The organism is Methyloceanibacter sp. (assembly GCF_058506495.1).
In genome coordinates this window covers 1-22832 of sequence record NZ_JBZMXT010000004.1, presented here as the reverse complement: position 1 = coordinate 22832, position 22832 = coordinate 1, and the positions used below count along the sequence as shown (strand labels likewise).

Annotated in this window: 26 protein-coding genes; 14 read left to right on the top strand and 12 right to left on the bottom strand. The window is 58.9% G+C overall.

Annotated features, from left to right (window positions below; genetic code table 11):
• Positions 1-61: 61 nt before the first annotated feature.
• The 3 genes from AC33YF_RS01865 to AC33YF_RS01855 all read right to left on the bottom strand — a co-directional run bounded on the left by AC33YF_RS01865 (position 62) and on the right by AC33YF_RS01855 (position 1276).
• Positions 62-385 carry a VOC family protein gene (locus AC33YF_RS01865; protein ID WP_491775490.1) on the bottom strand — a complete coding sequence of 108 codons (324 nt, stop codon included), beginning with the start codon at positions 383-385 and terminating at the stop codon, positions 62-64.
• A 109-nt stretch (positions 386-494) separates the two neighbouring features.
• Entirely contained in the window at positions 495-944 is a 450-nt protein-coding gene (locus AC33YF_RS01860; protein ID WP_491775489.1) for an SRPBCC family protein, read from the bottom strand.
• On the bottom strand, positions 836-1276 hold the full coding sequence (locus AC33YF_RS01855; RefSeq protein ID WP_491775488.1) for an ArsR/SmtB family transcription factor: 441 nt from the start codon (positions 1274-1276) through the stop codon (positions 836-838). Before AC33YF_RS01855 ends, AC33YF_RS01860 begins: the two co-directional genes overlap by 109 nt.
• Positions 1277-1447: 171 nt before the next feature.
• On the opposite strand from AC33YF_RS01855, the gene ykgO reads away from it, so the two are divergent.
• Together ykgO and AC33YF_RS01845 are read left to right on the top strand one after the other, a co-directional pair.
• Entirely contained in the window at positions 1448-1573 is a 126-nt protein-coding gene (gene ykgO / locus AC33YF_RS01850; RefSeq protein WP_045368701.1) for a type B 50S ribosomal protein L36, read from the top strand.
• 148 nt (positions 1574-1721) lie between these two features.
• A complete protein-coding gene (locus AC33YF_RS01845; RefSeq protein WP_491775487.1) occupies positions 1722-2471 on the top strand; it encodes a tetratricopeptide repeat protein in 750 nt (249 codons plus the stop codon).
• A gap of 35 nt (positions 2472-2506) precedes the next feature.
• Here AC33YF_RS01845 and pyk read toward each other — a convergent pair whose 3' ends face one another.
• Together pyk and AC33YF_RS01835 are read right to left on the bottom strand one after the other, a co-directional pair.
• The gene (gene pyk / locus AC33YF_RS01840) at positions 2507-3946 is read right to left on the bottom strand and encodes a pyruvate kinase (RefSeq protein WP_491775486.1); all 1440 of its coding nucleotides are present in this window, start codon (positions 3944-3946) and stop codon (positions 2507-2509) included.
• Complete coding sequence (locus AC33YF_RS01835) at positions 3943-4440, bottom strand: DUF1036 domain-containing protein (RefSeq protein WP_491775546.1); 498 nt, start codon at positions 4438-4440, stop codon at positions 3943-3945. Before AC33YF_RS01835 ends, pyk begins: the two co-directional genes overlap by 4 nt.
• A gap of 214 nt (positions 4441-4654) precedes the next feature.
• Here AC33YF_RS01835 and AC33YF_RS01830 point away from each other — a divergent pair, with 214 nt between their 5' ends.
• The 3 genes from AC33YF_RS01830 (at position 4655) to AC33YF_RS01820 (ending at position 6176) form a co-directional block, all read left to right on the top strand.
• Positions 4655-5434, top strand: a complete 780-nt coding sequence (locus AC33YF_RS01830) for an N-formylglutamate amidohydrolase (protein ID WP_491775485.1) — start codon at positions 4655-4657, stop codon at positions 5432-5434.
• A 14-nt stretch (positions 5435-5448) separates the two neighbouring features.
• The gene (locus AC33YF_RS01825; protein WP_491775484.1) at positions 5449-5703 is read left to right on the top strand and encodes a DUF1244 domain-containing protein; all 255 of its coding nucleotides are present in this window, start codon (positions 5449-5451) and stop codon (positions 5701-5703) included.
• A 209-nt stretch (positions 5704-5912) separates the two neighbouring features.
• Positions 5913-6176: a DUF2312 domain-containing protein gene (locus AC33YF_RS01820; protein WP_491775483.1), complete on the top strand. Its 264-nt coding sequence runs from the start codon at positions 5913-5915 to the stop codon at positions 6174-6176.
• Between the two features lie 58 nt (positions 6177-6234).
• Here the strand turns inward: AC33YF_RS01820 and AC33YF_RS01815 are convergent, their stop codons facing one another.
• Both AC33YF_RS01815 and AC33YF_RS01810 read right to left on the bottom strand, forming a co-directional pair.
• On the bottom strand, positions 6235-7587 hold the full coding sequence (locus AC33YF_RS01815; RefSeq protein WP_491775482.1) for a peptidoglycan L,D-endopeptidase MepK: 1353 nt from the start codon (positions 7585-7587) through the stop codon (positions 6235-6237).
• A gap of 428 nt (positions 7588-8015) precedes the next feature.
• The gene (locus tag AC33YF_RS01810; protein ID WP_491775481.1) at positions 8016-9524 is read right to left on the bottom strand and encodes a sigma-54-dependent transcriptional regulator; all 1509 of its coding nucleotides are present in this window, start codon (positions 9522-9524) and stop codon (positions 8016-8018) included.
• A gap of 310 nt (positions 9525-9834) precedes the next feature.
• On the opposite strand from AC33YF_RS01810, the gene AC33YF_RS01805 reads away from it, so the two are divergent.
• Positions 9835-11736, top strand: a complete 1902-nt coding sequence (locus tag AC33YF_RS01805; RefSeq protein ID WP_491775480.1) for a M3 family oligoendopeptidase — start codon at positions 9835-9837, stop codon at positions 11734-11736.
• Between the two features lie 5 nt (positions 11737-11741).
• Positions 11742-12335, top strand: coding sequence for a DUF6790 family protein (locus AC33YF_RS01800; RefSeq protein WP_491775479.1), 594 nt, complete (start codon positions 11742-11744; stop codon positions 12333-12335).
• A gap of 98 nt (positions 12336-12433) precedes the next feature.
• Here AC33YF_RS01800 and AC33YF_RS01795 read toward each other — a convergent pair whose 3' ends face one another.
• Both AC33YF_RS01795 and AC33YF_RS01790 read right to left on the bottom strand, forming a co-directional pair.
• A complete protein-coding gene (locus tag AC33YF_RS01795; RefSeq protein ID WP_491775545.1) occupies positions 12434-12958 on the bottom strand; it encodes an endonuclease/exonuclease/phosphatase family protein in 525 nt (174 codons plus the stop codon).
• Positions 12959-12993: 35 nt separating this feature from the next.
• Positions 12994-13338, bottom strand: a complete 345-nt coding sequence (locus tag AC33YF_RS01790; RefSeq protein ID WP_491775478.1) for a hypothetical protein — start codon at positions 13336-13338, stop codon at positions 12994-12996.
• 143 nt (positions 13339-13481) lie between these two features.
• Here AC33YF_RS01790 and AC33YF_RS01785 point away from each other — a divergent pair, with 143 nt between their 5' ends.
• The 7 genes from AC33YF_RS01785 (at position 13482) to AC33YF_RS01755 (ending at position 20417) form a co-directional block, all read left to right on the top strand.
• On the top strand, positions 13482-14921 hold the full coding sequence (locus AC33YF_RS01785) for an ABC1 kinase family protein (protein WP_491775477.1): 1440 nt from the start codon (positions 13482-13484) through the stop codon (positions 14919-14921).
• A 23-nt stretch (positions 14922-14944) separates the two neighbouring features.
• Positions 14945-15397 (top strand): DoxX family protein, encoded by a 453-nt coding sequence (locus tag AC33YF_RS01780; protein ID WP_491775476.1) that lies wholly within the window; start codon positions 14945-14947, stop codon positions 15395-15397.
• 462 nt (positions 15398-15859) lie between these two features.
• Entirely contained in the window at positions 15860-16003 is a 144-nt protein-coding gene (locus AC33YF_RS01775; RefSeq protein ID WP_491775475.1) for an aa3-type cytochrome c oxidase subunit IV, read from the top strand.
• Positions 16004-16114: 111 nt separating this feature from the next.
• A complete protein-coding gene (locus AC33YF_RS01770; RefSeq protein ID WP_491775544.1) occupies positions 16115-17257 on the top strand; it encodes a Re/Si-specific NAD(P)(+) transhydrogenase subunit alpha in 1143 nt (380 codons plus the stop codon).
• Entirely contained in the window at positions 17254-17670 is a 417-nt protein-coding gene (locus AC33YF_RS01765; protein ID WP_491775474.1) for a proton-translocating transhydrogenase family protein, read from the top strand. Before AC33YF_RS01770 ends, AC33YF_RS01765 begins: the two co-directional genes overlap by 4 nt.
• Before the next feature lie 14 nt (positions 17671-17684).
• Positions 17685-19079 (top strand): NAD(P)(+) transhydrogenase (Re/Si-specific) subunit beta, encoded by a 1395-nt coding sequence (locus tag AC33YF_RS01760; RefSeq protein ID WP_491775473.1) that lies wholly within the window; start codon positions 17685-17687, stop codon positions 19077-19079.
• Positions 19080-19535: 456 nt separating this feature from the next.
• Complete coding sequence (locus AC33YF_RS01755; protein ID WP_491775472.1) at positions 19536-20417, top strand: alpha/beta hydrolase; 882 nt, start codon at positions 19536-19538, stop codon at positions 20415-20417.
• A 139-nt stretch (positions 20418-20556) separates the two neighbouring features.
• Here the strand turns inward: AC33YF_RS01755 and rpsU are convergent, their stop codons facing one another.
• The 3 genes from rpsU to purE all read right to left on the bottom strand — a co-directional run bounded on the left by rpsU (position 20557) and on the right by purE (position 22506).
• Positions 20557-20787: a 30S ribosomal protein S21 gene (gene rpsU / locus AC33YF_RS01750; protein WP_045368671.1), complete on the bottom strand. Its 231-nt coding sequence runs from the start codon at positions 20785-20787 to the stop codon at positions 20557-20559.
• Between the two features lie 143 nt (positions 20788-20930).
• Entirely contained in the window at positions 20931-22016 is a 1086-nt protein-coding gene (locus AC33YF_RS01745) for a 5-(carboxyamino)imidazole ribonucleotide synthase (protein ID WP_491775471.1), read from the bottom strand.
• Positions 22009-22506: a 5-(carboxyamino)imidazole ribonucleotide mutase gene (purE, locus tag AC33YF_RS01740; RefSeq protein WP_491775470.1), complete on the bottom strand. Its 498-nt coding sequence runs from the start codon at positions 22504-22506 to the stop codon at positions 22009-22011. The genes AC33YF_RS01745 and purE overlap by 8 nt, the downstream gene beginning before the upstream one ends.
• Positions 22507-22832: the final 326 nt, after the last annotated feature.

Genomic DNA, 22832 nt, shown 5'->3' with positions numbered 1-22832 from the left:
AGTGGGACCACCCACTATGCCGAATGGGCGCGCCGCTGTCAGCACCCGTTGGGTGCAAGCGCTACGACCAGTCGCCGGGTTTCTCGCAATTGACCATCCAACGTGTGCCGAAGCGATCGGTAAGCATGCCAAATTTGTGCGCCCAGAACGTTTCCTCGAGTGGCATCAATGAGTTTCCGCCTTGGAGCAACGCGTTGTAGGCGGCCTCCGCCTTCTCCGGCTCTGGAATGTTGAGCGTGATCGAGGTGCCTTGCATGGGGGCGTAGGGCCCCTGCGCATGTGACGCCATCAGTATGGACTCGCCGATCTTGAGCCGCGCATGCGCGATCTTCTTCGCCATTTCGGGCGGAAAACCCTGGTCGCCCGGCATTTCGTCAAAGCGCATCAACGTGAGGATCTAGCCACCGAGAATTTTGGCGTAAGTCTCCATCGCGTCTTGGCACGTTCCGTCGAAGTTCAAATAGGGATTCAGCTTCATCGCGAGCTCCTGTGTTCTACGCGGCAACATGGTCGGCGAGCGCGTCCAGGCAGGCGGTCCATCCCTTGTTGTGATTGTCCCGCGCTGTCTCGTCAAAGAACTGCTCGTGAGTCAGGGTAAACAAGGTCCCGTCGCCATCCGGTTTGATCAGGATCGTCACGAGCGACTCGCGTTCGGGCGTAGATCGCCATGCCCACGTAAAGACGAGCTCCTGGTTTGGGACGACCTTCCGATACACCCCGCTCACGTCATGTTCTTCTCCGTCCTTGTCGCGCATAAAGATGCGATAGCGTCCGCCTTCGCGCGGGTCCGCGTGGGCTTCGACGTAGTCAATAGACGGTGGACCAAACCACCGCGCTATCTGCGTGGAGTCCGTCCAAGCGGCGTAGACCCTTTCCGGCGCGGCATTGAATCGCCGCTTGAGGGAGAGGCTTGGTTTGGTTGCGAGGGTCGCGTGGGCGGACATTGGTCTTCCTCCACAAAGGTTGCGAGACTGTCGAGCCGTTCGGTCCAGAAATGTTGATAGCGATCGAGCCAGTCCATGGCTTCCGCCATGGGCGCAGCATTGAGCCGGCAGGTAACCGTGCGGCCCTGCTTGGAGCGGCTGACGAGGCCAGCATCGGAAAGAACTTTGAGATGCTTGAGTATGCCCGGGAGCGACATTGAGAAGGGACTGGCCAATGCGCTTACGGGCATGCCTTCGGTTTCCGTCTCGAGGCGGGCAAGCAAGGCACGCCTCGTCGGATCCGCGAGGGCCGCAAACGTGCGATCGAGGTCTTCTTCAGAACACTTAACCATTAGGTTAAGTGTATGGCTTGGCCATCATGGCGTCAAGCCGTCCGAGGAGGAGTTCTCGCCCGCGGCTCGTGTTGACAGACTGTTTTCGGCTTTTTATGGTCCGCCAACTTCGCGGGCGGCCTTTGCACAAGGGCCGCCTTGTTATTTATGAGCCGTAATGGATGGCGTGAGATGAAAATCAAGAACTCGCTGAAAGCGCTGGTGAAACGCCATCGGGATAACCGGGTCGTTCGCCGCCGTGGCCGGCTTTATGTGATCAACAAGACCAATCGCCGCTTCAAGGCGCGCCAGGGCTAAGACCTGGCGGCGTTTGTCCGTGCCCCTTGTTCTTAAGAGGGTGCGTATTGTCGCGGAAAAGCTTTGACGGGGCCCTCTTGGGCCTCGTACGGTTTTGGGCATGAAACTCCATCGCAGAATTGGTTTGTTAGTGTTGGGCGCGGCGTTGATGGCGCCAGCGCCTGCTCTTGCCGGGATGCCAACGGTGCTCGCTCAATTCTTCGAGAACCTCGGGGAAGAGCCCGCGGCTCCACCGAGGGAAGAACTTCCTCCGACTCAGGATCCCGAGCTTGAAGGCCTCGATCTCGACGGACTTGAGAATGGCGAGCTTGGCGATACGCCAGATCGCGGGCCCGGCTGGGCTTTCGGCGATGCGCCTGGGACAGGCGAGGAGGAATTCGCCGGTGAAATGCCGCCCTCATTCGATCCTGCAGAGCGTGCCGAATTACTCGAGGGGCTCTACGATCGCCTTTCGCAAGCCAAAAGCCCCAACGAGGCAGCGCCAATCACTGAGGCGATCGAGCAGCTATGGGCGATGTCGGGCAGCGACACGGTTGACCTACTCATGAGCCGGGCGACGCAATTCGCAAACGAGGCCGATATCGATCTATCGCTTGCCGTCCTCGATGCCGTTGTCGATATCGCGCCGGACGAGGCTGAGGTTTGGTACTTACGGGCCAAAGTCAATGTACTTGCCGGCAAACCAGAGCGGGCGCTGATCGACCTACGTCGTGCACTGAATGTGGATGCCAAGCACTACCGTGCGATCACTGATCTCGGTCTTGTGCTTGAGCAGCTTGGCGCAAAGAAAGAGGCATTGAAAGCCTACCGGCAAGCATTGGAGGTCAATCCTTACATGGAGGATGCCAAGGCCGGCGCCGATGCGCTCTCACGTGAAGTCGAAGGCCAGGACATCTAGCCGACCAATCGCGATTTAAAGCGATCCGCCAATGCCTAAGGGAGGTCGACGTCCTCGCTTGGATCGACCTCGGCGATGCGTAGCAGGTTTGTAGAACCGGATTTTCCGAGCGGCACGCCAGCAGTCACGATCACTTGCTCTCCCGCTTTGGCGAATCCTTCCTGGTAGGCGATGCGACAGGCCTTAGCCACCATGTCGTCCAGGCTGAACGGGTCGTCGGCCAGCACGCAGTGTTGCCCCCAAACGATGGTCAGCTTTCGAGCGGTCCTTGGTATCGGCGTAAGAGCCAAGATCGGTTGCTGCGGCCGTTCGCGTGCGGCCCTCAATGCCGTCGAACCCGTGGCCGTGTAACAGACGATCGCGGCAAGATCGAGCGTCTCCGCTACGGTACGCGCAGCCGCTGAAATAGCGTCAGAGACGGTTGCCTTGGGGTCGATGCGCTGTGCATGAATGATCGCAGCGTGGAGGGGGTCTTGTTCGACCTCGATGGCGATGCGATTCATGGTCGCCACAGCGTCAATCGGGTATTTGCCTACAGCGGACTCTGCCGACAACATTACAGCGTCGGCCCCTTCAAACACAGCGGTGGCGACATCCGAGACTTCAGCGCGCGTTGGAACAGGCGCGTAGATCATCGACTCCAGCATCTGCGTGGCGACGACGACCGGCTTGCCCGCATTTCGCGCGGCCCTGCTGATTTGCTTCTGAAGCCCAGGGACCTTTTCGACGGGCATCTCCACGCCGAGATCACCGCGCGCGACCATAATGCCGTCAGCGAGCTCGACGATGTCCTTCAGGTAGTGAATAGCCGTGGGCTTTTCGATCTTCGCCATAATGGCGGTGCGATTGAGGCTCAGCTCGCGCGCTTCTTCAATATCCTCGGGACGTTGCACAAACGACAGCGCGAGCCACGGAATGCCAATGGCATTGGCGGCTTCGATGTCTGCGCGGTCCTTGTCCGTCAGAGCGCCGAAAGGCAGAACCGTATCGGGAAGGCTTATGCCCTTACGGCTGCCGAGAAGGCCCGAATTCATCACTTCAGCGTCGATCCGCACATCCGACGCTTCGACCACATGGAGCTTGAGCTTCCCGTCGTCGAGCAGCATCGTATGTCCTGCTTCGACGGACTCGAAAATCTCCGGATGGGGTAGATGAATGCGGCCCAAGCCGCCCACGTCTTCGCGCCGGACGAAGCTCACTATGTCGCCCTTGGTTAGGCGTATCGTCCCGGACTCAATCTTACCGATGCGCAGCTTCGGTCCTTGTAGATCGACCAAGATTCCGATCGGCCGCGAAAACTCGGACTCAAGCTTGCGGACAATCCCATGAACTTCGCGCAACCCGTCGTGGGTCGCATGGCTCATGTTTACGCGAAAGACATCAGCGCCTGCATCGAACAGACGCCGCATCGTTTCTTCACTGGTGGAGGCAGGACCGAGCGTGGCAACGATCTTGACTCGGCGGGTTCGCCTCATGGGTTCTTTGCTTCGCCTTCTGGGTCTGTGAGGCGCACGGTCCAGTCCCTCTCTTCACCCGTATCAACTTCGAAGAAACCCGTACGCTTGTGCCCGCGCTTCTCGCAGTCGTCCGTGCCGCGGATGGTGAACGACTTGTCGTCCGTACACATATAAAGATTGCCCGCCCATTCGCCGCCGCGGTCATAATCCACGGCGTGGATATAGTAGTAGCGGCCTATCAGTACACCCTTAAGAAGTGTTTCGCAGGTGTGGGAAGCAATGTTCCACCAGCCTTCGCTGGCCCAGCCCTCGGTGTCCTTATAGCCAATCGCGACACCAACGCGGCTGGCGGTCGTGTTGCACAGCTTCAGATCGGCGTTCGCAGGTGAAATGCCGGGCCCCAATAGGATTCCGAGCACCGTGAAGCCCAGCGCCGCTATCGTGGCGGTTGACCAGCGGCGTAGGGTGGACCGCACATGCGTGGCATTTCTGGAGGCGTTACAAGCAAACATCACAATCTCGGGGTCTGAAGTGGCCCATAGCCAACTCCAAACAGTAGCGTCGAATAGGTTGCATTTCTCTGACTGGCAGGGCTCGATTATAAAGCGGAGCAAATGTCTATAAAACACCGCCCAACTTTGAGGTAAATGTGTCGCGGTCCGATTGTCGTGTTGTCGGGCCCCACCGCTTGAGGAGCTTAGGCTGGATACTTTGTTACAAGAAGATTTGACCAAGCCATACCGGACCATTGACGGGGATGTAAAGCTCGGCCTTTTGCTCCTTTGCGATCATGCGCAGAACCGGGTTCCCGAGGATTTCCATACACTTGGCATGCGATCGGAGGATCTGCACCGGCATATTGCATTCGATCTCGGCGCCGAGGGCGTGACCCAGTCCCTTGCCGAAATGTTGGGCGCACCTGCAGTCATCAGCCAGTTCTCGCGACTTCTCATCGACCCAAATCGCGGCCTTGATGATCCGACGCTCATTATGGAGGTCGCCGACGGGCTCGTAATTCCCGGCAATGTCAGGCTCAGCGTCGAACAGCGGGAGGAACGTCTCGATCGCTTCTACCGTCCTTACGACGCGGCCGTTCGCAGGGCAATCGACACGGCAATCGACGCGGGCAAGCCGCCGGTGATCTTGTCGATCCACAGTTTCACTCAAGCTTGGAAAGGGCATCCGAGGCCCTGGCATGCGTCTGTTCTTTGGGACAAAGACCCTCGCGCTCCCAAGCCTCTACTGGAGAAGCTCGCCACGATCCCAGATGCGGTCATTGGCGACAACGTGCCCTATTCGGGTCAGCTCAAGGGTGACACGCTTTACCGACATGCCACGTCTCGCGGTCTCGCACACGCGTTGATCGAGGTCCGTCAGGACTTGATCCTGGGGAAGGAAGGCCAAACAGAATGGGCGGCGCACCTTGCGCGCGTCGTTTCCGACGTGCTCCAGTCGGTGGACGGATTGCATCGGATCGAGAATCACGGATCCCATGTGAGCAGTTGAGAAGCAGGTGTGCGATGGACGAAAAGACAAAGACAGAACTCGAGGCTGCGGCGTTCCGGCACCTCGTAGAGCATTTGCAAGAGCGGACCGATGTCCAAAACATCGATCTCATGGAACTTGCCGGCTTTTGCCGGAACTGTCTGTCTCGTTGGTATTTAGAAGCGGCCGATGAGCGAAACATCACGCTCAGCAAGGACGAGGCTCGAAGAATCGTCTACGGCATGCCCTACGACGAGTGGAAAGCAAAGTTCCAAACCGATCGCTCGTAGCCGCACCAGCCGAGCTCGCCCTATCTCGCTTGAGAAACGAGGAGATCTCCCCTTGTAAGAGCGGGCCTTCATCGGCGGGCCATGATGAGACCCTTCCTGGGGCTTTGGATAAGCGGGAAAAGCTGGGTCTTGCGCCTTGCCGCTCGTTCCGATTCGGCCCCAAGCTCGCGTCTTCATTAAACCATCACAATCGCCTCGAGGAAATCAACGTGCAGCTTCAGACATCCGCTAAAGATCAGCTTCGTGCCTTCGTATCGCGTATCGAGCGGCTGGAGGAAGAGAAGGCAGCGCTCTCTGCGGATCTAAAAGAGGTCTATGCAGAGGCCAAAGGCAACGGATTCGACGTCAAGGCGCTTCGCAAGCTCATCAGCCTGAGAAAACAGGACGACAACAAGCGCCGGGAGGAAGAAATGGTCCTCGCGACCTATCTCCACGCGCTTGGTATGGATGTAGAAGCGTCGGAAGCCGCTTGATCGAGTCTGCGGCCTACCAACCGGCTGTCAGCCAAATAGATGTCTGAGATGATATGCCCTAGTTGGCGCTGGCCAGCTGCACAGGCCCCTTCTTGCGCGTGCTGGCATAGACACGTGGCACCGCAGGACCTGTCAACGTCTGAATGCTGGCTAGGCCGAGATAATCAGACGTCGGGCGAAGCGTGAAGTGTGCCGGCCCATCCATGTCACGGAACATATAGTCGACATTGCCCTGCTCAGGTGCCGACAAGCTCGCAATCTCACGGTCATGAGCGATCGACGGAATCGACATCAGCTTGGCGGTCTCAACAGGCACGTAGGTCAACTCGTCGGGATGCTCCTCGTCGAATGCGGGCGCATTGACTGGCTTCGCTTTTTGGTAAGCAGGCGTCTGGGCTTCGGGTGAGGCGAGGGCTTCGACTTGCGGCGAACCTTGAGGCTGGCTGGGCGCTGCAGTCCGCGTCGGCCGGAGTGTCTCACGGGCCCAGGCGAGGGACCCCCCGAGGCTAGCGAGCGCGAAGCGGTCAGATGGCTTCTCCGGCTCCGGTATTTCGGCATTGGCAGGTGCGAGCGCCATTGGCTTGAACTCAGTATCAGCGGCGGACGCGACCACCGGCATTACGGCGGGCGGTTCTGGAAGCTGTGCAATCGCCCGAACCGGGTTTGGCGTAGGCGGTGGTGTCAGGCTAGCAACCATAGTCGGTGCGATGCCTTGCGCCTGAGCGATCAGGACATGGTCAACCATGCCTTTGGCTTCGGCGCGCTCATAGTCTTTCTTGGTGATGCGCCGTCCGTCGCTTGGCACATACGCTGTCTTCCCTTCTGGGAATAGTGCTGCGAGTTCGAGCCTTGGCATGCGCGGCCAAGTGCGCACATTGCCGACATCGACATGCACGAACGGGATGCCCGACCGCGGGTAGTACCCCACGCCGCCAATCTCTTGGATTAAGGCGGAGGCACGTAGTTTCTTGACCGGAACGTCCGGGAAATGAATGTCGGCGGCCTTACCTAGCGTATGCTGGCTGCGCCGTGCCTGGCCGCCACCGGCGCGGCGGAGCCGATCGTTCGTTCTCTTGCTGCGATAGGCCGAAATCAGGTGGATCGGTTCCTGTGAGCCGAGCCGAGTGTGCAATGTCCAGATGAGATCGATCAGCTCCCGGTCCATTTTAATGGACTCGTCGACGCGCCAATCGCGCATAAAGTGGTTGATCTCCTCCAGCCCTTCTTCATCCCACACGCCATCACGCTTGTAGGTGACGTTGATCGTCTCCTTGGTGTGGATCATGTACATGGAGAGCGTTCGGTCTTCGGCGTGGGCAAGAGTTGCCAAACCGATGACGCCAGTAGCGCCCATCGCCGCGATTGCAGCGCGCAGCATGGTGCGGCCTAAGTGACTCCCCCGAAAGCGCATCCCCGTCTTTCCGTCTTCCCTCGTCGGCGCTTGCAGCCGACTTTACCCAATGACACCAAGCCTTTGCGGCCATTCTGTGCCACGGTCGCGGTTCCCCAGTGCGACCAATAAGCAACAGTATCGAGATAGAATGGGCGAAAAACAAGGCAAAGCCCTTAACCGCCCACGCGCTCTTCGGAGCGTAGTTAACCATTTCTAACCAGCGAAAGGCGAGTGCTCTCAGTGGCTTGCGTGCTCGCGAGCGCACGGCGTCGCGAAGCAGATGCGACGAGCTCCGTTAACCGTAGGGGAACGACGGCACTATTTGGCGGCTGGAGGTCACGCAGTCCGCTGCGGGCTAACCCCAGAGTGCTTGTGATGCGGCACGGCTCAGGTGCGCCTTGCCGTCAGTAGAGGCGGCAAGAGCTTTCGCTGCGCCGGGCGCTCAGCTAGTTCGGTCGCGCTTCGAGCCCAATCTCACGCATTTTTCGGTAGAGCGTGGACCGACCGATGCCAAGTCTCTTGGCAATCTCCGTCATCCGGCCGCGATAGCGTCCAAACGCCAGCCTGATCATGTCCGCTTCCACAGCTTCTAGCGATCGAATATCGCCATTGGCACTGAGGGCAGGGATGCCGACGGAGTCTTTGCCCGAACGTGTCGCGAGGCTAATTGTCTTGGGCGTGTCGGGGGACTGGCCGAGCATGACCGGTCCATCGATTTGGGGCATGGGATCCTTCGGCGCCGGCGCGGGCGGCACGGTCACCGCGTATCCGTCGACATGCGCAGCGATCTGCGGGAATTCACTGACCGTCAGTGTCTGTCGGTCGGCGAGCACAACGGCGCGGAACACGGTGTTCTCGAGCTGGCGGATATTGCCCGGCCAGCTATAGCGCTTGAGCATCGCTTCGGCATCCGCCTCAACTCCATCGATGCGTTTGCCTTCTTCCGCAGCGAAGCGCGCGGCGAAGTAGCGGACAAGCTCTAGAATATCGGCAAGCCGCTCGCGTAAGGGTGGAACCCAAATCGGGAAGACGTTTAGGCGGTAGTACAGATCTTCGCGAAAGCGGCCTTGTTGCACTAGCTTGATAAGATCTTGGTTCGTGGCGGAGATCAGCCGGATATCGACCTTCACCGGTTGTTTGCCACCGACAGGATCAATCTCGCCGTCCTGCAAGGCACGAAGCAGTTTAACCTGTGCATCGAGCGGCAATTCACCGATCTCGTCGAGAAACAACGTTCCACCGTCTGCTTCAACAAATTTGCCGACGCGCTTTTCAGTTGCGCCGGTGAATGAGCCGCGCTCGTGGCCGAAAAGTATGCTCTCCACGAGATTCGCAGGGATAGCACCGCAGTTCACCGTCACGAAGGGCTTGGCCTTTCGGGCACTTTCTCCTTGGATGGCCCGAGCAATAAGTTCTTTTCCGGTTCCGGACTCGCCTTCGATAAGGACAGGGATATTCGACGAGGCTGCGCGCTGACCGATCTCGATGACGCGTTCCATCGTATCGCTGGCGGTGATCAGATCGGAGAAGCCAAGCTTGCCCTTAGCGGTCGCCTTCATGCGGCTGATCTCACCTGCAAGCGCTTCAATTCTAAGCGCGTTCTTGATCGAGACTTCCAGTCGTTCCGGGCTGACCGGCTTGACGACGAAATCAACGGCCCCCGCCCGCATGGCGCCAATGGCGGCGTCAATGCTGCCGTTGGCGGTTTGCACGATAACCGGCGGTCTCTTGGAGAGAGAGCGCATAGCGGCGAGAACGGCCATGCCGTCGGTGCCGGGCATCACGAGGTCAAGAAGAACGAGGGCAATCTCTCCGGCGTTTCCGGCCTGCAGCGCTGCGAGCGCGGCGTCGCCGCTGTCGGCCGACCGAACCTCGTAGCCGAACCGGCGCGTAGTCTCTTCAAGAGTTCGGCGATGAGTAGGATCGTCGTCGACGATCAAGACGCACTTGGGCATGACGCAAAACTCACTGGTTACGCAAACAAACACAGAAGCAGGTGTCGCGAAGGCCGATACTTTTGAGCCGGCGCAAGTCCTGCTGTGCCAAAACAGTGCGCTCGAAGGGTAAACATGTCCTTTATTGGAGTTCGATTTTGGGGAAACTGTTGCGAATAAGTAATTTTGCGTGCCACAACAAAGCGATCTTCAGCCCTTGCGGGGAGGGCCTGCTCCAACCAATCTATTCGAGAGGAAATCTCGTAATTCGAGAGTTGGCGGATCCATTCAGCGACGATTCGCACCCCACCATGGAGGACTATCGCGTCTCATGTTGCCCCACCGTTTTGCTCCCGCTCCGCTTTCTTTGTCACCAGCAGCCTATTCGAACGCGGCGCTCGAAAAGGCCGGCGCCAAATCGGCACAGGGCGCCGCGCTCGGCGACCTTCCGGAATGGAATCTCGGCGATCTATACGACGCTCCCGAAGCGCCCGCTCTCAAGGCCGATCTGGAAAAGGCGAGGCAGGATGCGGAGGCGATGCATGAACGGTATGCTGGCAAGCTGGAGGAGCTGTTAGATAGCGGCGCAGGTGGCGAGGCTCTCGCCGAGGCGGTGCGCAGCTTCGAGGCGTTGAGTGACGTGCTCGGGCGTGTCGCCTCTTATGCAAGCCTGCTCTACGCGGCGAATACCACAGACCCGCGCCGACAGAAATTCTACGGAGACATTCAGGAGACGATTACGGCGATCTCCTCGAAGCTTCTCTTCTTCCCGCTCGAATTGAATCGGCTCGACGACGCTGCCATCGAGGCGGCATTTGCCACGCCGGCGTTCGGGCACTACCGCCCTTGGGTCGAGGATCTTCGGAAAGAGAAACCTTATCAACTCGAGGACAAGCTGGAGCAGCTCTTCCATGAAAAGGCCGTTACCGGACGAGGGGCCTGGGATCGTCTCTTCAATGAGACGATAGCCAATCTGCGTTTCAACGTGGATGGTGAAGAGCTGACCCTGGAGCCGACCTTAAACCTCCTCCTCGATCCGAGCGAGAAGCGTCGGAAACATGCAGCCAAAGCGCTCGCGAAAGTCTTCAAAGACAATAGCCGTCTCTTCACGCTGATTACGAACACGCTGGCCAAAGACAAGGAAATCTCGGATCGCTGGCGTGGCTTTGAAGACGTAGCCGACAGCCGGCATCTCGCTAACCGCGTCGAGCGGGACGTCGTCGATGCGCTGGTTGCCGCCGTGCGCGATGCCTATCCCAAGCTGTCGCACCGCTACTATGCGATGAAGGCGCGGTGGCTCGGAATGGATGCCTTAAAGTACTGGGATCGGAACGCGCCCCTGCCCGACGAGCCAAAGCAGGTTATCGACTGGGACGAGGCACGTGACACGGTCCTCACCGCCTACGGCGACTTTTCTCCTCGCATGTCTAAAATCGCCGAACGCTTCTTCACGGACGGCTGGATCGACGCGCCGGTGCGTGAAGGCAAACAGCAGGGCGCCTTTTCGCATCCCACCGTACCGAGTGCACACCCATACGTCCTTCTCAACTATCAGGGCAAGCCGCGAGACGTGATGACGCTTGCCCATGAGCTTGGCCATGGGGTGCATCAAGTACTTGCAGGCAAACAAGGTGCGCTTATGGCACCAACGCCGCTCACATTGGCGGAGACGGCAAGCGTTTTCGGGGAGATGCTGACGTTTCGGAAGCTACTCGATCAGGCGCCGAGCCCACGTGAACGCAAGGCACTCCTGGCGGCCAAAGTTGAGGATATGCTCAACACGGTCGTTCGACAGATCGCCTTTTATTGCTTTGAGCGGCAAGTCCATATCGAGCGGCGTGATGGAGAACTGACGAGCGATCGGCTTGGCGAAATTTGGATGGACGTTCAGCGCGAGAGCTTGGGCCCCGCCATCGAATTGAAGCCGGAATATGAGACCTTCTGGTCCTACATCCCTCACTTCATTCACGCGCCCTTCTACGTTTACGCGTATGCGTTCGGTGACTGTCTCGTCAATTCACTCTACGCTGTCTACGAAAACGCCGATGCTGGTTTCGCCGAGCGATATCTGGAGATGCTGTCCGCAGGCGGAACGAAGCACCATGGGGAACTTTTGAAGCCGTTCGGTCTTGATGCATCGGAGCCTCATTTCTGGTCCATGGGCCTGAAGATGATCGAGGGCTTCATCGATGAGCTCGAAGAGATGGATCGGGCGGCAGATACGGAGGCCTAGGAGGTATGAGTCAGGTTGCGCTGATCCCACTGGTTGCATGGGTTGCAGCGCTGACCTGTTGGGGAATCGCACTTGCCCGCGGTCCGCGTCCCCTGCCACGCGCGTTCATTCTTCATCGGGCCTTGCGCTACATCTTTATCTTTCCGCTGGGGCTGCTGGGACTCTGGGCCTTTTTCGGCCATGTGCTGTTTCCCGTTCGGGCGGCGGAAGCCATCGGCTGGCCCCCGAGTCCGTTTCAGTTCGAAGTGGGCTACGCCAATCTCGGAATTGGCCTCGCGAGTTTCTATGCGGCCTTTACAACATTCTACGCGAGGGTTGCGGTGGCGATCGCAGCCTCTTGTTTTTTGGTTGGCGCAGGTATCGGTCATGTCCACGACATCATGGCTTATGACAACCTTACGCCCGGCAATGCAGGTCCCATCCTCTTAACTGACTTTCTGACGCCGGTGGTTGTGCTGACGCTGTTGATTGCGTCGTCGCGGCGTTCCAAACCGCAGCCAAGATCCCCCGACTCAGATGCGCTTGATGCCGAGATCGAAGTTGCCCGTGATGCTATGCGCTCCTATCGCGAAGCGCTGGACCGGTTCGTCAAAGGCTAAGGCTAAACGCTCAGCGCTTTGGTGCCGCGCGCAGATCTCCGTACTGCCATCGTTTCACAAGTCACGGCGCTTGGATGCGCCTTCTGGCGAACCGTATGCTATTCGACCAACGCAATATCGGCGATCACAGGTAGATGATCGGACCCCAGCCTCGGACCAACCCGAAGATCGATTTTCGACAGGTGTTTTGAAACCAGGATGTTGTCAATCGGCAGGATTGGTAGGAGCTCCAGGTTCCGCCATTGTGCAGGCCAGCTTGGCTTGACGGTATTGAGCCTCTTCACGCCGGTGGTGGACAGGGGTGCGTGAAGCTTCTGCGTCCAAGGGGCGGCATTAAAGTCGCCCGCAACAATCACAGGCTCTGTCACGGTTGTCATGAAACGTCTGAGCTTGTCGAAGCCTGACTTCTGCAGGTTCGGGAAAAAGGGACGGCGCATATGGACCCCGACGATGTCAATCTTCCGACCGTCTACATCGACCCGCGCCCATTTTCCGGTCGGTGATAACCTGCAGAGTTCGTGTGAACCGTCGAGCCATCCCTTGTCCACGACCGGGTGTTTCGACAGGATACCGAGGCCTCCCTCGCCCGCCTGTTGCGGATACGCCCGACGCAGATGCACCAGGAGCTTCTCGTGCCGAGAGCCGACCTCTTCCGAGACTATGACATCGGCATTGATCTCCGCGAAAACGATTCGACCTCCTTAGCGCGGATATTGCCTTGATCCCAGACATTGAATGTCGCTACGCGCAAGAACCGCTCGGCATTCTCCGGGGCGCTTGAGGCGGCGCCAGCCAGGTTTGGGATTAGGACGGCCAGCCCTATCGCCAGAAGGCTTACAGTCGCAATGATCAGCATACGGTTGCGCAACGCGAGGCTCACCAACAAGAGAACTTTCAGTCCTATCGCTAGGAGGGGGAGACCATTGTTTACGATGTCGAGTGCCGGATGCTCCTCGGCCATAACGCCAGCAACAAGTGCCGCGGATGCGAACAGGCAGCCCAATATAGTGGCGGCGTGAAGCAGTTTTTTGCCTAGCGATGAAAATCGCGCTCTGGAAGAGAAGTTCTGAAGTTCAGCTATCGCGCGCCCGGATTCGCGTCCTATATGTGAGATGTCTTACCTGCACGTGAAAAGCAAGGAAGTCCATGAACGACTTGTCCAACGGGCCCAGTGCTGCCCCAAAGGGTCATTCCGAGACGACTGATCGCGAGAAAAACCGTTTCAGCGCTCGTGCGATGCGCTACAGCAAGGTGAGTGCCAATGTTGGCGGTGTTGCAGCTCGCATAGCCGGGCGACGCTTGTTCGGACTTGATTCCGAGACCGAAAAAGAGGCCGCGGCGCTCGCGATGGCTCTGGGCGGCCTAAAGGGCCCGATTATGAAGGTGGCCCAGTTGCTCGCGACAATCCCAGACGCGCTGCCGCCCGAATACGCCGAGGCGCTTGGTAAACTGCAGACCCACGCGCCGCCCATGGGCCGTGGCTTTGTCAGGCGCCGTATGGCGGCGGAGCTAGGACCAGACTGGGAAAGCAAGTTCGCGAGTTTCGACTACGAAGCCGCAGCGTCGGCCTCCCTGGGGCAGGTCCATCGGGCGATTGCCCATGACGGCAGAGACCTTGCGGTCAAGTTGCAGTACCCGGATATGCGCTCTGCGGTGGAAGCCGATCTGGTGCAACTCGGCATGCTCTTCTCGGTGCATCGGCGCATGCGACCCGCAGTCGAGACCTCGGAGGTGCTGAAAGAACTCTCGGCGCGATTACGTGAGGAGCTTGATTACCAGCGCGAGGCTGGCATGACGCGCCTCTACGGTGAGATTTTCTCAGACGATGCGTATGTGCGAGTTCCCGATGTCTTGTCGGGGCTTTCGACCGATCGTGTACTTACGATGACCTGGCTCGATGGACGAAAACTCCTCGAGTACAAGGGGCGGCCACTTAATGAGCGCAATGAGATTGCGCGCGCCATGTTCCGGGCTTGGTGGCATCCCTTCAGTCACTATGGGGTCATCCATGGCGATCCGCATTTGGGTAACTACACGGTGTTTGAGGACGATGCGGGGAAAGCCGCCGGCATCAACCTGCTTGACTATGGATGCATGCGCGCCTTCCCGCCCAAATTCATTCAAGGCGTCATCGATCTCTACAATGGTCTTCTGCGCGACGACCGGGATCTGGTTGTTCATGCCTACGAGACGTGGGGCTTTGTAGGTTTGTCCGACGAACTGATCGATGTTCTAAACATCTGGGCGCGATTCATTTACGGTCCCATGCTCGATGATCGCGTGCGCACGATCGCAGATGACATTGATCCCGGCATGTATGGGCGTAAAGAAGCCTTTCAGGTCCATAAGGCCCTCCGCGAAAAGGGGCCTGTCACGATCCCACGCGAGTTCGTCTTTATGGACCGCGCGGCGATCGGGCTTGGTGGTGTATTCTTGCATCTTGGTGCGGAGCTAAACTTCCACAACCTGTTCGACGAGGCTCTCGGCGGCGTTGATGTCGCCGTTGTTGCCAGGCGCCAGCAAGATGCCTTCGCGCGCGCGGGCGTGCCGATCCCCGACGCGGGTGAAGTCGAGGCAAGCTCCTAACAAACAAATCCTCTAGCAGGGTTGTGATCTCCCCCTTCTTGCACGAGGCTTCGCAAGCGACGCCGTTTAGCTTCATCGACAAGATCATCAATCATGAGGCGGCAGTAAAGCAGGCGTCCTCAAGTTGGCTCCCGGGTGGTACTGCGCTCCTTTATCCGGCCATGGCAGTCGAGCTGCTAATGCCGCCGATGATCGTTGTCGGGTTCTATGATGGCATGGCGGCATTCGTTCTGGCCGGCTACTGCGCCGTTTCGGCGTTATTGTTCCATAACTTCTGGGCCTCTCCGCGCTTCTGGTCGTCCGACAGCGAGGGCTATCCCCATGTCTGGGACTTGTTTAAGGATTTCGGGCTCGTCGGTGGCTTGATGTTCGTGATGCTTGCCAGCGGTATATTTCAAACAGCCGAGAAAGAGATCGAGAAGTCGACGACGCTTGGACAAACTGCGCCGTTATATGCAGGCCTTGATCGGGAGTGAGCGTAATGGATTTAAACGGCAACAAGGTTTCGTTGGACGGCAGCGGCCCCCCGTAACTGTCCTATTGGCATGTCTGGGCGGACGACGAGGGTGTCACGCATCAACCCCGGTCCGGCTTCTCCAGCTTCAAGAAGCAGAGTGTTGGAGGCAAGGCAGCGCCGGAGTGGATTGCGACGTTGCTGAGCGCCAAGGCCAATGTCGTCTTCTTCGTCTAACCGGTCGGCTGGCACAGCGTTCGTGTCACACGGTCTCGTTGCTCTTGGGAACGGTGCGAACGGCGCAGTCATCCGGGATCCCGACGGGCACATGGTTGTACTATTGGACTAGGGCGCCGACCACTCGAGCCAATTGAGGAATTATTGCGGCAGGCCCCGTAGTCTGCTATTTCCCGAGACTGCGACGCGATCGCGAAGTGGCGGGTCGTAACCGCCATGCAACAATAGGTTTGAGGGGGAGGGCGTAATGCAGATTGATCCCAAAGAAGGGCACCCGGACATGGACTACGCCGAGCATGTCGGCACCTACAAGCTCTTCTGTGGGCTGTTTCTGTGGGGCACGGTTGTCTGTCTGGTGATCGTTGCCGGCATGGCTCTCTTCCTTACGTAAGTTCAGGCAGACGGCTTTGGGGGGACGCCTGACCTCCCGCCTTCTAGAACCCGAAAGCGTTTGGCGGATCATCTCTCTCGGATCGGTACGCTCGCAGCAAAGGGACCCGAGATGATTGCTATTGGCGTACCCGCGGAGGGCTCTGATGAGCCTCGGATCGGCATTACCCCCGAGACCGTGAAGAAGCTGGTGAAAGCTGGCGCCAAGGTCTCCGTGCGGTCTGGTGCGGGCCTTCGATCTCACTTTACCGACAACGATTACACGGAAGCAGGCGCCTCGATCGCAAAGAGCGATGCGGACGCCGTTGCGAATGCGGACGTGGTTTTCACCGTCCGGCGTCCAAGCCTTGAGCTCGCCAAGGGCATGAAAAAGGGCGCGGCCTTAATCGGCATGCTGGACCCATTTTCTGACGTACCCGGACTTGAAGCGCTTGCTAAGACCGGGGTCTCGCTGTTCGCCATGGAGCTGATGCCGCGGATTACGCGTGCGCAAAGCATGGATGTGCTTTCCTCGCAGTCGAACCTCGCGGGCTATAAAGCGGTGGTCGACGCTTCAGCGGCGTTCGAGCGGGCTTTGCCGATGATGATGACCGCGGCGGGCACGGTCCCTGCCGCCCGCGTCTTCGTAATGGGAGCCGGCGTCGCCGGGCTACAGGCTATCGCTACCGCCCGGCGCCTCGGCGCGATCGTGTCCGCAACGGATGTGCGGCCCGCCGCAAAAGAACAAGTCGAGTCGCTCGGCGCGAAGTTCATCGCCGTGGAGGACGAGGAGTTCAAGCAGGCTGAGACCTCCGGCGGGTATGCCAAAGAAATGTCCGACGAGTACAAGAAGAAACAGGCGGATCTTGTCGCGGATCACGTCAAGAATCAGGACATTGTCATCACGACTGCCCTTATTCCGGGCCGGCCGGCGCCGAAGCTGATTTCCACCGCGATGATCGAAAGTATGCGGCCTGGATCCATCATCGTCGATCTCGCCGCGGAGCGGGGAGGGAACGCAGAATTGACCAGGCCTGGCGAAGTTGCCGAGCACCAAGGCGTGCGCATTTTCGGTCAGTTGAACCTACCTGGTCAGGTGCCTGTAAACGCCTCGAGCCTGTATGCGCGCAATCTTCAGGCATTCATCGAGCCGTTCATCGACAAAGAAACCAAAGAGCTTGCCATCGATTGGGAAGACGAACTGGCCGTCGGTACGGCGATCGCCCGTGATGGTGCGATCGTGAACGAGAGCGTCGCCGGAGGGAAAACATCATGACGAAACGTACCCTTCTCATAGGGATCATCGTTGCCGCAATGGCCCTTGCTAACGACGCACTTTGGATGGGTTCCGCGTATGCCGCGGGAGGCTCGGAAGAGGGCGGCCATGACTTCATGTCCCACTTCTCGATTTTCGTGCTGGCGGTCTTCGTCGGCTACTACGTCGTCTGGAGCGTGACACCGGCGCTGCATACGCCTCTCATGTCGGTGACCAACGCAGTCTCCTCGGTGATTGTGGTCGGCGCGCTGCTCGCGGTGGCAGTCGAGGCGGGAGATGCCGTTGCATCCTCAGGCAATTGGATAGCGAAAATCCTGGGCTTCGTGGCTCTGGTCCTCGCCTCGGTCAATATCTTCGGCGGTTTCTTGGTGACGCAACGCATGCTCGCCATGTACCGGCGTAAAGACCGCTAGGGGGATCGTAGACCATGTCCTCCGAACTCGTCGCACTGCTCTATCTTGTCTCGGGCGTCCTCTTCATCCTTGCGCTGCGCGGACTGTCTTCGCCCGAGACCTCGCGCCAAGGCAACTACATGGGCATGGCCGGTATGGCCATTGCCGTGGCGACGACGCTGGCTGTGGCACGTCCTGACTCCGGCCTGTCCTGGCTCATGATCGTCGGCGGCATTGCCATCGGCGGGACCATCGGCGCCGTCATCGCGCGCCGGATCCCCATGACTGCGATGCCTGAATTGGTCGCCGCCTTCCACTCGCTAGTCGGTATGGCGGCGGTGCTGGTTGCCGCTGCGGCCTATTACGCCCCCGCGGCATTCGATATTGGCGTACCCGGCGACATTCGCGTCGCCAGCCTTGTGGAGATGTCCCTCGGCGCGGCCATTGGCGCCATAACGTTTACCGGGTCGGTAATTGCCTTTGCCAAGCTGTCGGGCCGCATGTCTGGTGCTCCCATCACGCTGCCCGCGCGGCATCTCATCAACATTGGCCTGGGTGTCGCTCTGGTTGTCTGCATCGTTTTGTTCTGCCAACAGCAGACGCCGTTCTTCTTCTGGGCCATTGTCGCAATATCGCTTCTTCTGGGCGTGCTGATCATCATTCCCATTGGTGGCGCCGATATGCCGGTCGTGATCTCCATGCTCAACTCATATTCGGGCTGGGCGGCCGCAGGCATCGGCTTCACGCTTGGCAACACAGCGCTGATCATCACAGGTGCCCTTGTTGGCTCTTCAGGCGCGATCCTGTCCTACATCATGTGTAAGGGCATGAACCGGTCCTTCATCAGCGTCATTCTGGGCGGCTTTGGTGGCGAGACCGCGGGCCCGGCTGGCGATGGCGAACAGAAGCCTGTGAAGTTGGGCTCCGCCGAAGACGCGGCCTTCCTCATGAAGAACGCTGAGAAGGTCATCATCGTGCCGGGCTACGGCATGGCCGTTGCTCAAGCGCAGCACGCGTTGCGGGAGATGGCCGATGGGCTGAAAGAAGCGGGTGTGGAAGTCAAATACGCTATCCACCCGGTGGCAGGCCGCATGCCCGGACACATGAACGTGCTTCTTGCCGAAGCCAACGTGCCCTATGACGAAGTGTTCGAGCTTGAAGACATCAATTCGGAGTTCGCTCAGACCGACGTGGTTTACATCATTGGCGCGAACGACGTGGTGAACCCTGCGGCGGAAGACGATCCGTCGTCCCCCATTTACGGCATGCCCGTGCTGCAAGTCTGGAAATCGGGGACCGTTCTCTTCAACAAGCGCTCGTTGGCCTCGGGCTATGCCGGCATCGACAATCCTGTCTTCTACAAAGACAACACGATGATGGTGCTGGGCGACGCAAAGAAGATGACCGAAGAAATCGCTAAGGCGCTCTAGCAGCCTCTCCCGAGCCCACTCAGCGGATTTGCCTCTCGTGTCTGCCTCGCCAGGCGCGCAGGCGCCATCCGGCCTCTGTGCCAAGCCCTTCCTGCGCCTTAACCGTCTCAATTGGAACGAAAAATTGTCAGGCTCGGGACTGGATTCGCCCACTTTGCGGCTTCAATCGTCCTTTACTCCGCTGCTTCTTGCCGCGGACGTCGTGCGCTTCATGACCGTCACCCATTGACTCTCGCAAAGCCCGAACCATCCAGCCGGGGTCAACTTATTTCCGGTTGTGAATGTTAATTTGAGGTTGCGAGAGCTTAGATCGTCATTAGGCAGGTATAAACCCTGAGATTGAGAAACAGCCTCAGTGTTTGGTCAATTGAGTGGTCTGTCCAGGCGCCATTCATACATGGTCTATATTTCTTTGGATCCTAAAACAACAAATATAAAAGAGGCGCAGGCGAGCTCATGCTCAACATTATTCTCGCTCTATTTATAATATTCGCGCTTTTTTGCATCGCTGCGCGGCTGCTTCATCGGTACTTCCTCTATGTGCCAGACCGTAGGCGGGTCGATCCTCGCGAGGCGGGGATTGCTGGTGTCGAAGAAATTGTCTTCAAGTCGACAGACGGCAAAAAGCTGGTCGCTTGGTATCGCCCGGCTGAAAAGGGCAAGCAGACGCTTCTGTACTTCCCTGGCAATAGTGGCAGCGTGGCTGATCGCGCGGGCAAGCTCAAAGCCATTACCGCAGATGGCTATGGCGTTTTCATCGTCAACTATCGAGGCTATGGCGGCTCGGCGAGCCGGCCTAGGGAAAAGCGTCTCGTGAGAGACGCTGTGAGCGCATACGATACGCTGCGCGGCTTTGGCGTGCGGCCCCGCGATATCGTCCTTTATGGCGAGTCGCTTGGTACCGGTGTGGCAACACAGCTTTGCCAGCAGCGCGAAGCTGCGGCGCTCGTTCTCGAATCGCCGTTCACGTCGGTCGTCGATGTGGGCAAGCTGGCCTGGCCGCTGCTGCCACTAAAGCAGATCATGGTCGACCAATACCGCACGATTGATCGGATCGATGTCGTCAGCTTGCCTCTCTTTATTGTCCATGGCGGTCGCGATGCGGTTATTCCTCTGGATATGGCACGTCACGTGTTTCACGCGGCCAAAGAGCCGAAAACGCTGACGGTCGTGCCGCGGGCGGGGCACAACGATCTTTTCGAACACGGTGCGTGGTCGCGTGTGCACGAATTCCTGGTTCGCCTCGATACGGACGCCGTGCCGACAACCGAGCGCCAGCGTGTGCCAGGCGCTGGGCGTTTCATGGAAGTCCCGGCAGCGGCAGCGGCGGAGCGTTAGTCGCGTTCCTGATTAGTGCCGGATCCGACTAGACCGGTCGAATAGCGGGACAAAAGGCACGACAAAGCCGGGAAGGGTCTTCCCGGCTCGTGGCAAGCGTAGCACTTCTAAGAGGTAGGGCTTAGCTAAGAGGTAGGGCTTAGCGGCGGCCGCGTGGGCGTCCGCCTACGCCAGACTCGCGCTGGGCTTTCTTGCGGGCGAGTTTCCGTGCGCGCCGGATGGCCTCAGCCTTTTCGCGGGCACGCTTCTCGGAGGGCTTCTCGTAATAGTTACGGAGCTTCATCTCGCGGAAGATGCCTTCGCGCTGCATTTTCTTTTTCAGTGCCCGAAGGGCCTGATCGACATTGTTATCGCGGACGACGACTTGCACGCGTCTCAAACTCCAATTCAGCGTTGGTTTTGGGATTGGCGCGCAAATTTGGTGACCATTTGCGGAACACCAGATCCACGCATCCGAGCGTGCTCTAGCAAACATGCAGCTGGTTGTCCAGAGCGCGAACAGGCTCTTGATGCCTAGGTTTTAGGGGAAACCCTATTGATGTGGCCCATCTTGCGTCCCGGTCGCGCTTCGGCTTTGCCGTATAGATGCACGGCAGTTCCAGGTTCGGCCGCGTACTTGCGCCAATCTTCAACATCACTGCCGATCAGGTTGGTCATCACGGCGTCGCTGTGGCGGCTCACATCGCCAAGTTCCCAGCCACAAATGGCCCGGATGTGGTTCTCGAACTGGCTGATGAGACAGGCATCGAGGGTCCAGTGGCCAGAGTTGTGGACCCGCGGAGCGATCTCGTTCACAGCAAGAGCAGGTTCAGCGCCGCCGGTTTGAAACATCTCGACGGTGACGACGCCCACGTGCCCCAGCGCCCCGGCGATCTTGCCGGCGATCGCTCGTGCCTCCGCCCCGAGTGCGGTCGTCACGTTCGCGGGGACCTGGCTCGTGTCGAGAATTCCGTCTTTGTGAACGTTTTCGACGACGTCATAGAAGCGCACGGTACCGTCTCGACCGCGCACCGTTACGACGGAGATCTCGCGTTCGAAAGTGACCATGCCCTCAAGGATCGCGGGCGCTTCACCAATCGCTTCCCAGGCGCTCTCGGCGCTGCATAGCGTGAGTATTCGGGTCTGTCCTTTGCCGTCATACCCGAACCTGCGCGTCTTCAGGAGGGCAGGTGGTGGTATGCGTAGGATGGATTCCTTGAGATCGGCGAGAGTCTCGATGTTTGCGTAGGGCGCGACGGGAATACCGAGGCCGCTGACAAAATCTTTTTCGTTGAGCCGGTCCTGTGCAATTTCAAAGGACTTCACGGGCGGGAAGACGGGCGCTGCCGCGCCGGCAGCCTCGAGCGTTGCGGCGGGGACGTTCTCGAATTCACACGTCACGACGTCCACTTGCTCGGCGAAGCGCGCGACGGCGTCGAGATCGTCATAGTCCCCCACGCTGGTCCTTGCGGCTACCTGAAAGGCCGGCGCATCGGGAGTGTCGTTGAAGACATGGCTCTTGAGCCCGAGCCGGCTCGCCGCGACCGACAACATGCGACCGAGCTGACCGCCGCCCAAGATGCCGATCATGCTGCCGGGAGGCAGCGGTGCGTCAGTCATCCTCTTCGACGGTCTCGGCGACCGCATCGGTCTGCGCGCTGCGCCATGCCTCCAAACGCGATGCCAAGGCGGCATCGGAAACCGACAGGATACTCGCGGCAAGCAGCCCGGCGTTCGTGGCGCCCGCTTTACCTATAGCGAGGGTGCCGACTGGGACGCCGCCCGGCATTTGCGCAATCGAGAGCAGGCTGTCGAGCCCCTTCAAGGATTTGCTTTCGACCGGCACGCCGAGCACTGGCAGCGTTGTCATCGAGGCGGCCATGCCAGGCAAATGTGCAGCGCCGCCAGCGCCCGCAATGATCACCTTGAGTCCACGACCACGCGCACCCGTCGCATACTCGTAAAGCCGTTGCGGTGTGCGGTGCGCCGAGACGACCTTTGTCTCGTAGGGCACATCGAGTGTATCTAGGATTTTCGTGGCAGCTTTCAGGGTGGCCCAATCGGACCGGCTTCCCATGATCACGCCAACCGAGGGTTTTTCCTCGCTCATGCTTTCGCCAATCAAAAAACCGCCCGAAGGTGGATGCGGAAAGCGCGCGATTATAGGCAGGCCCGGTGTGATGGCAAGGCGGCTTCTAGCGTAGATTGATTCGAAGCGTGGTCATGACGGTCTGACAAGTCGCCGCCACAGGAATAAACAAGCCAACAGACCCGATACGCTTCATGATACTAGACAGCAAGCCTATAAGTCCCGGCGAATATCAAAGTGAGCCCGATGAACGAACCCGTTATGACGCGCAAGGCCAACAAGCTGATGCGGCTCTTCCTCCTCAGCGTTGCCCTTTTTATTGTGCCGATCGCACTCAATTACGGGCT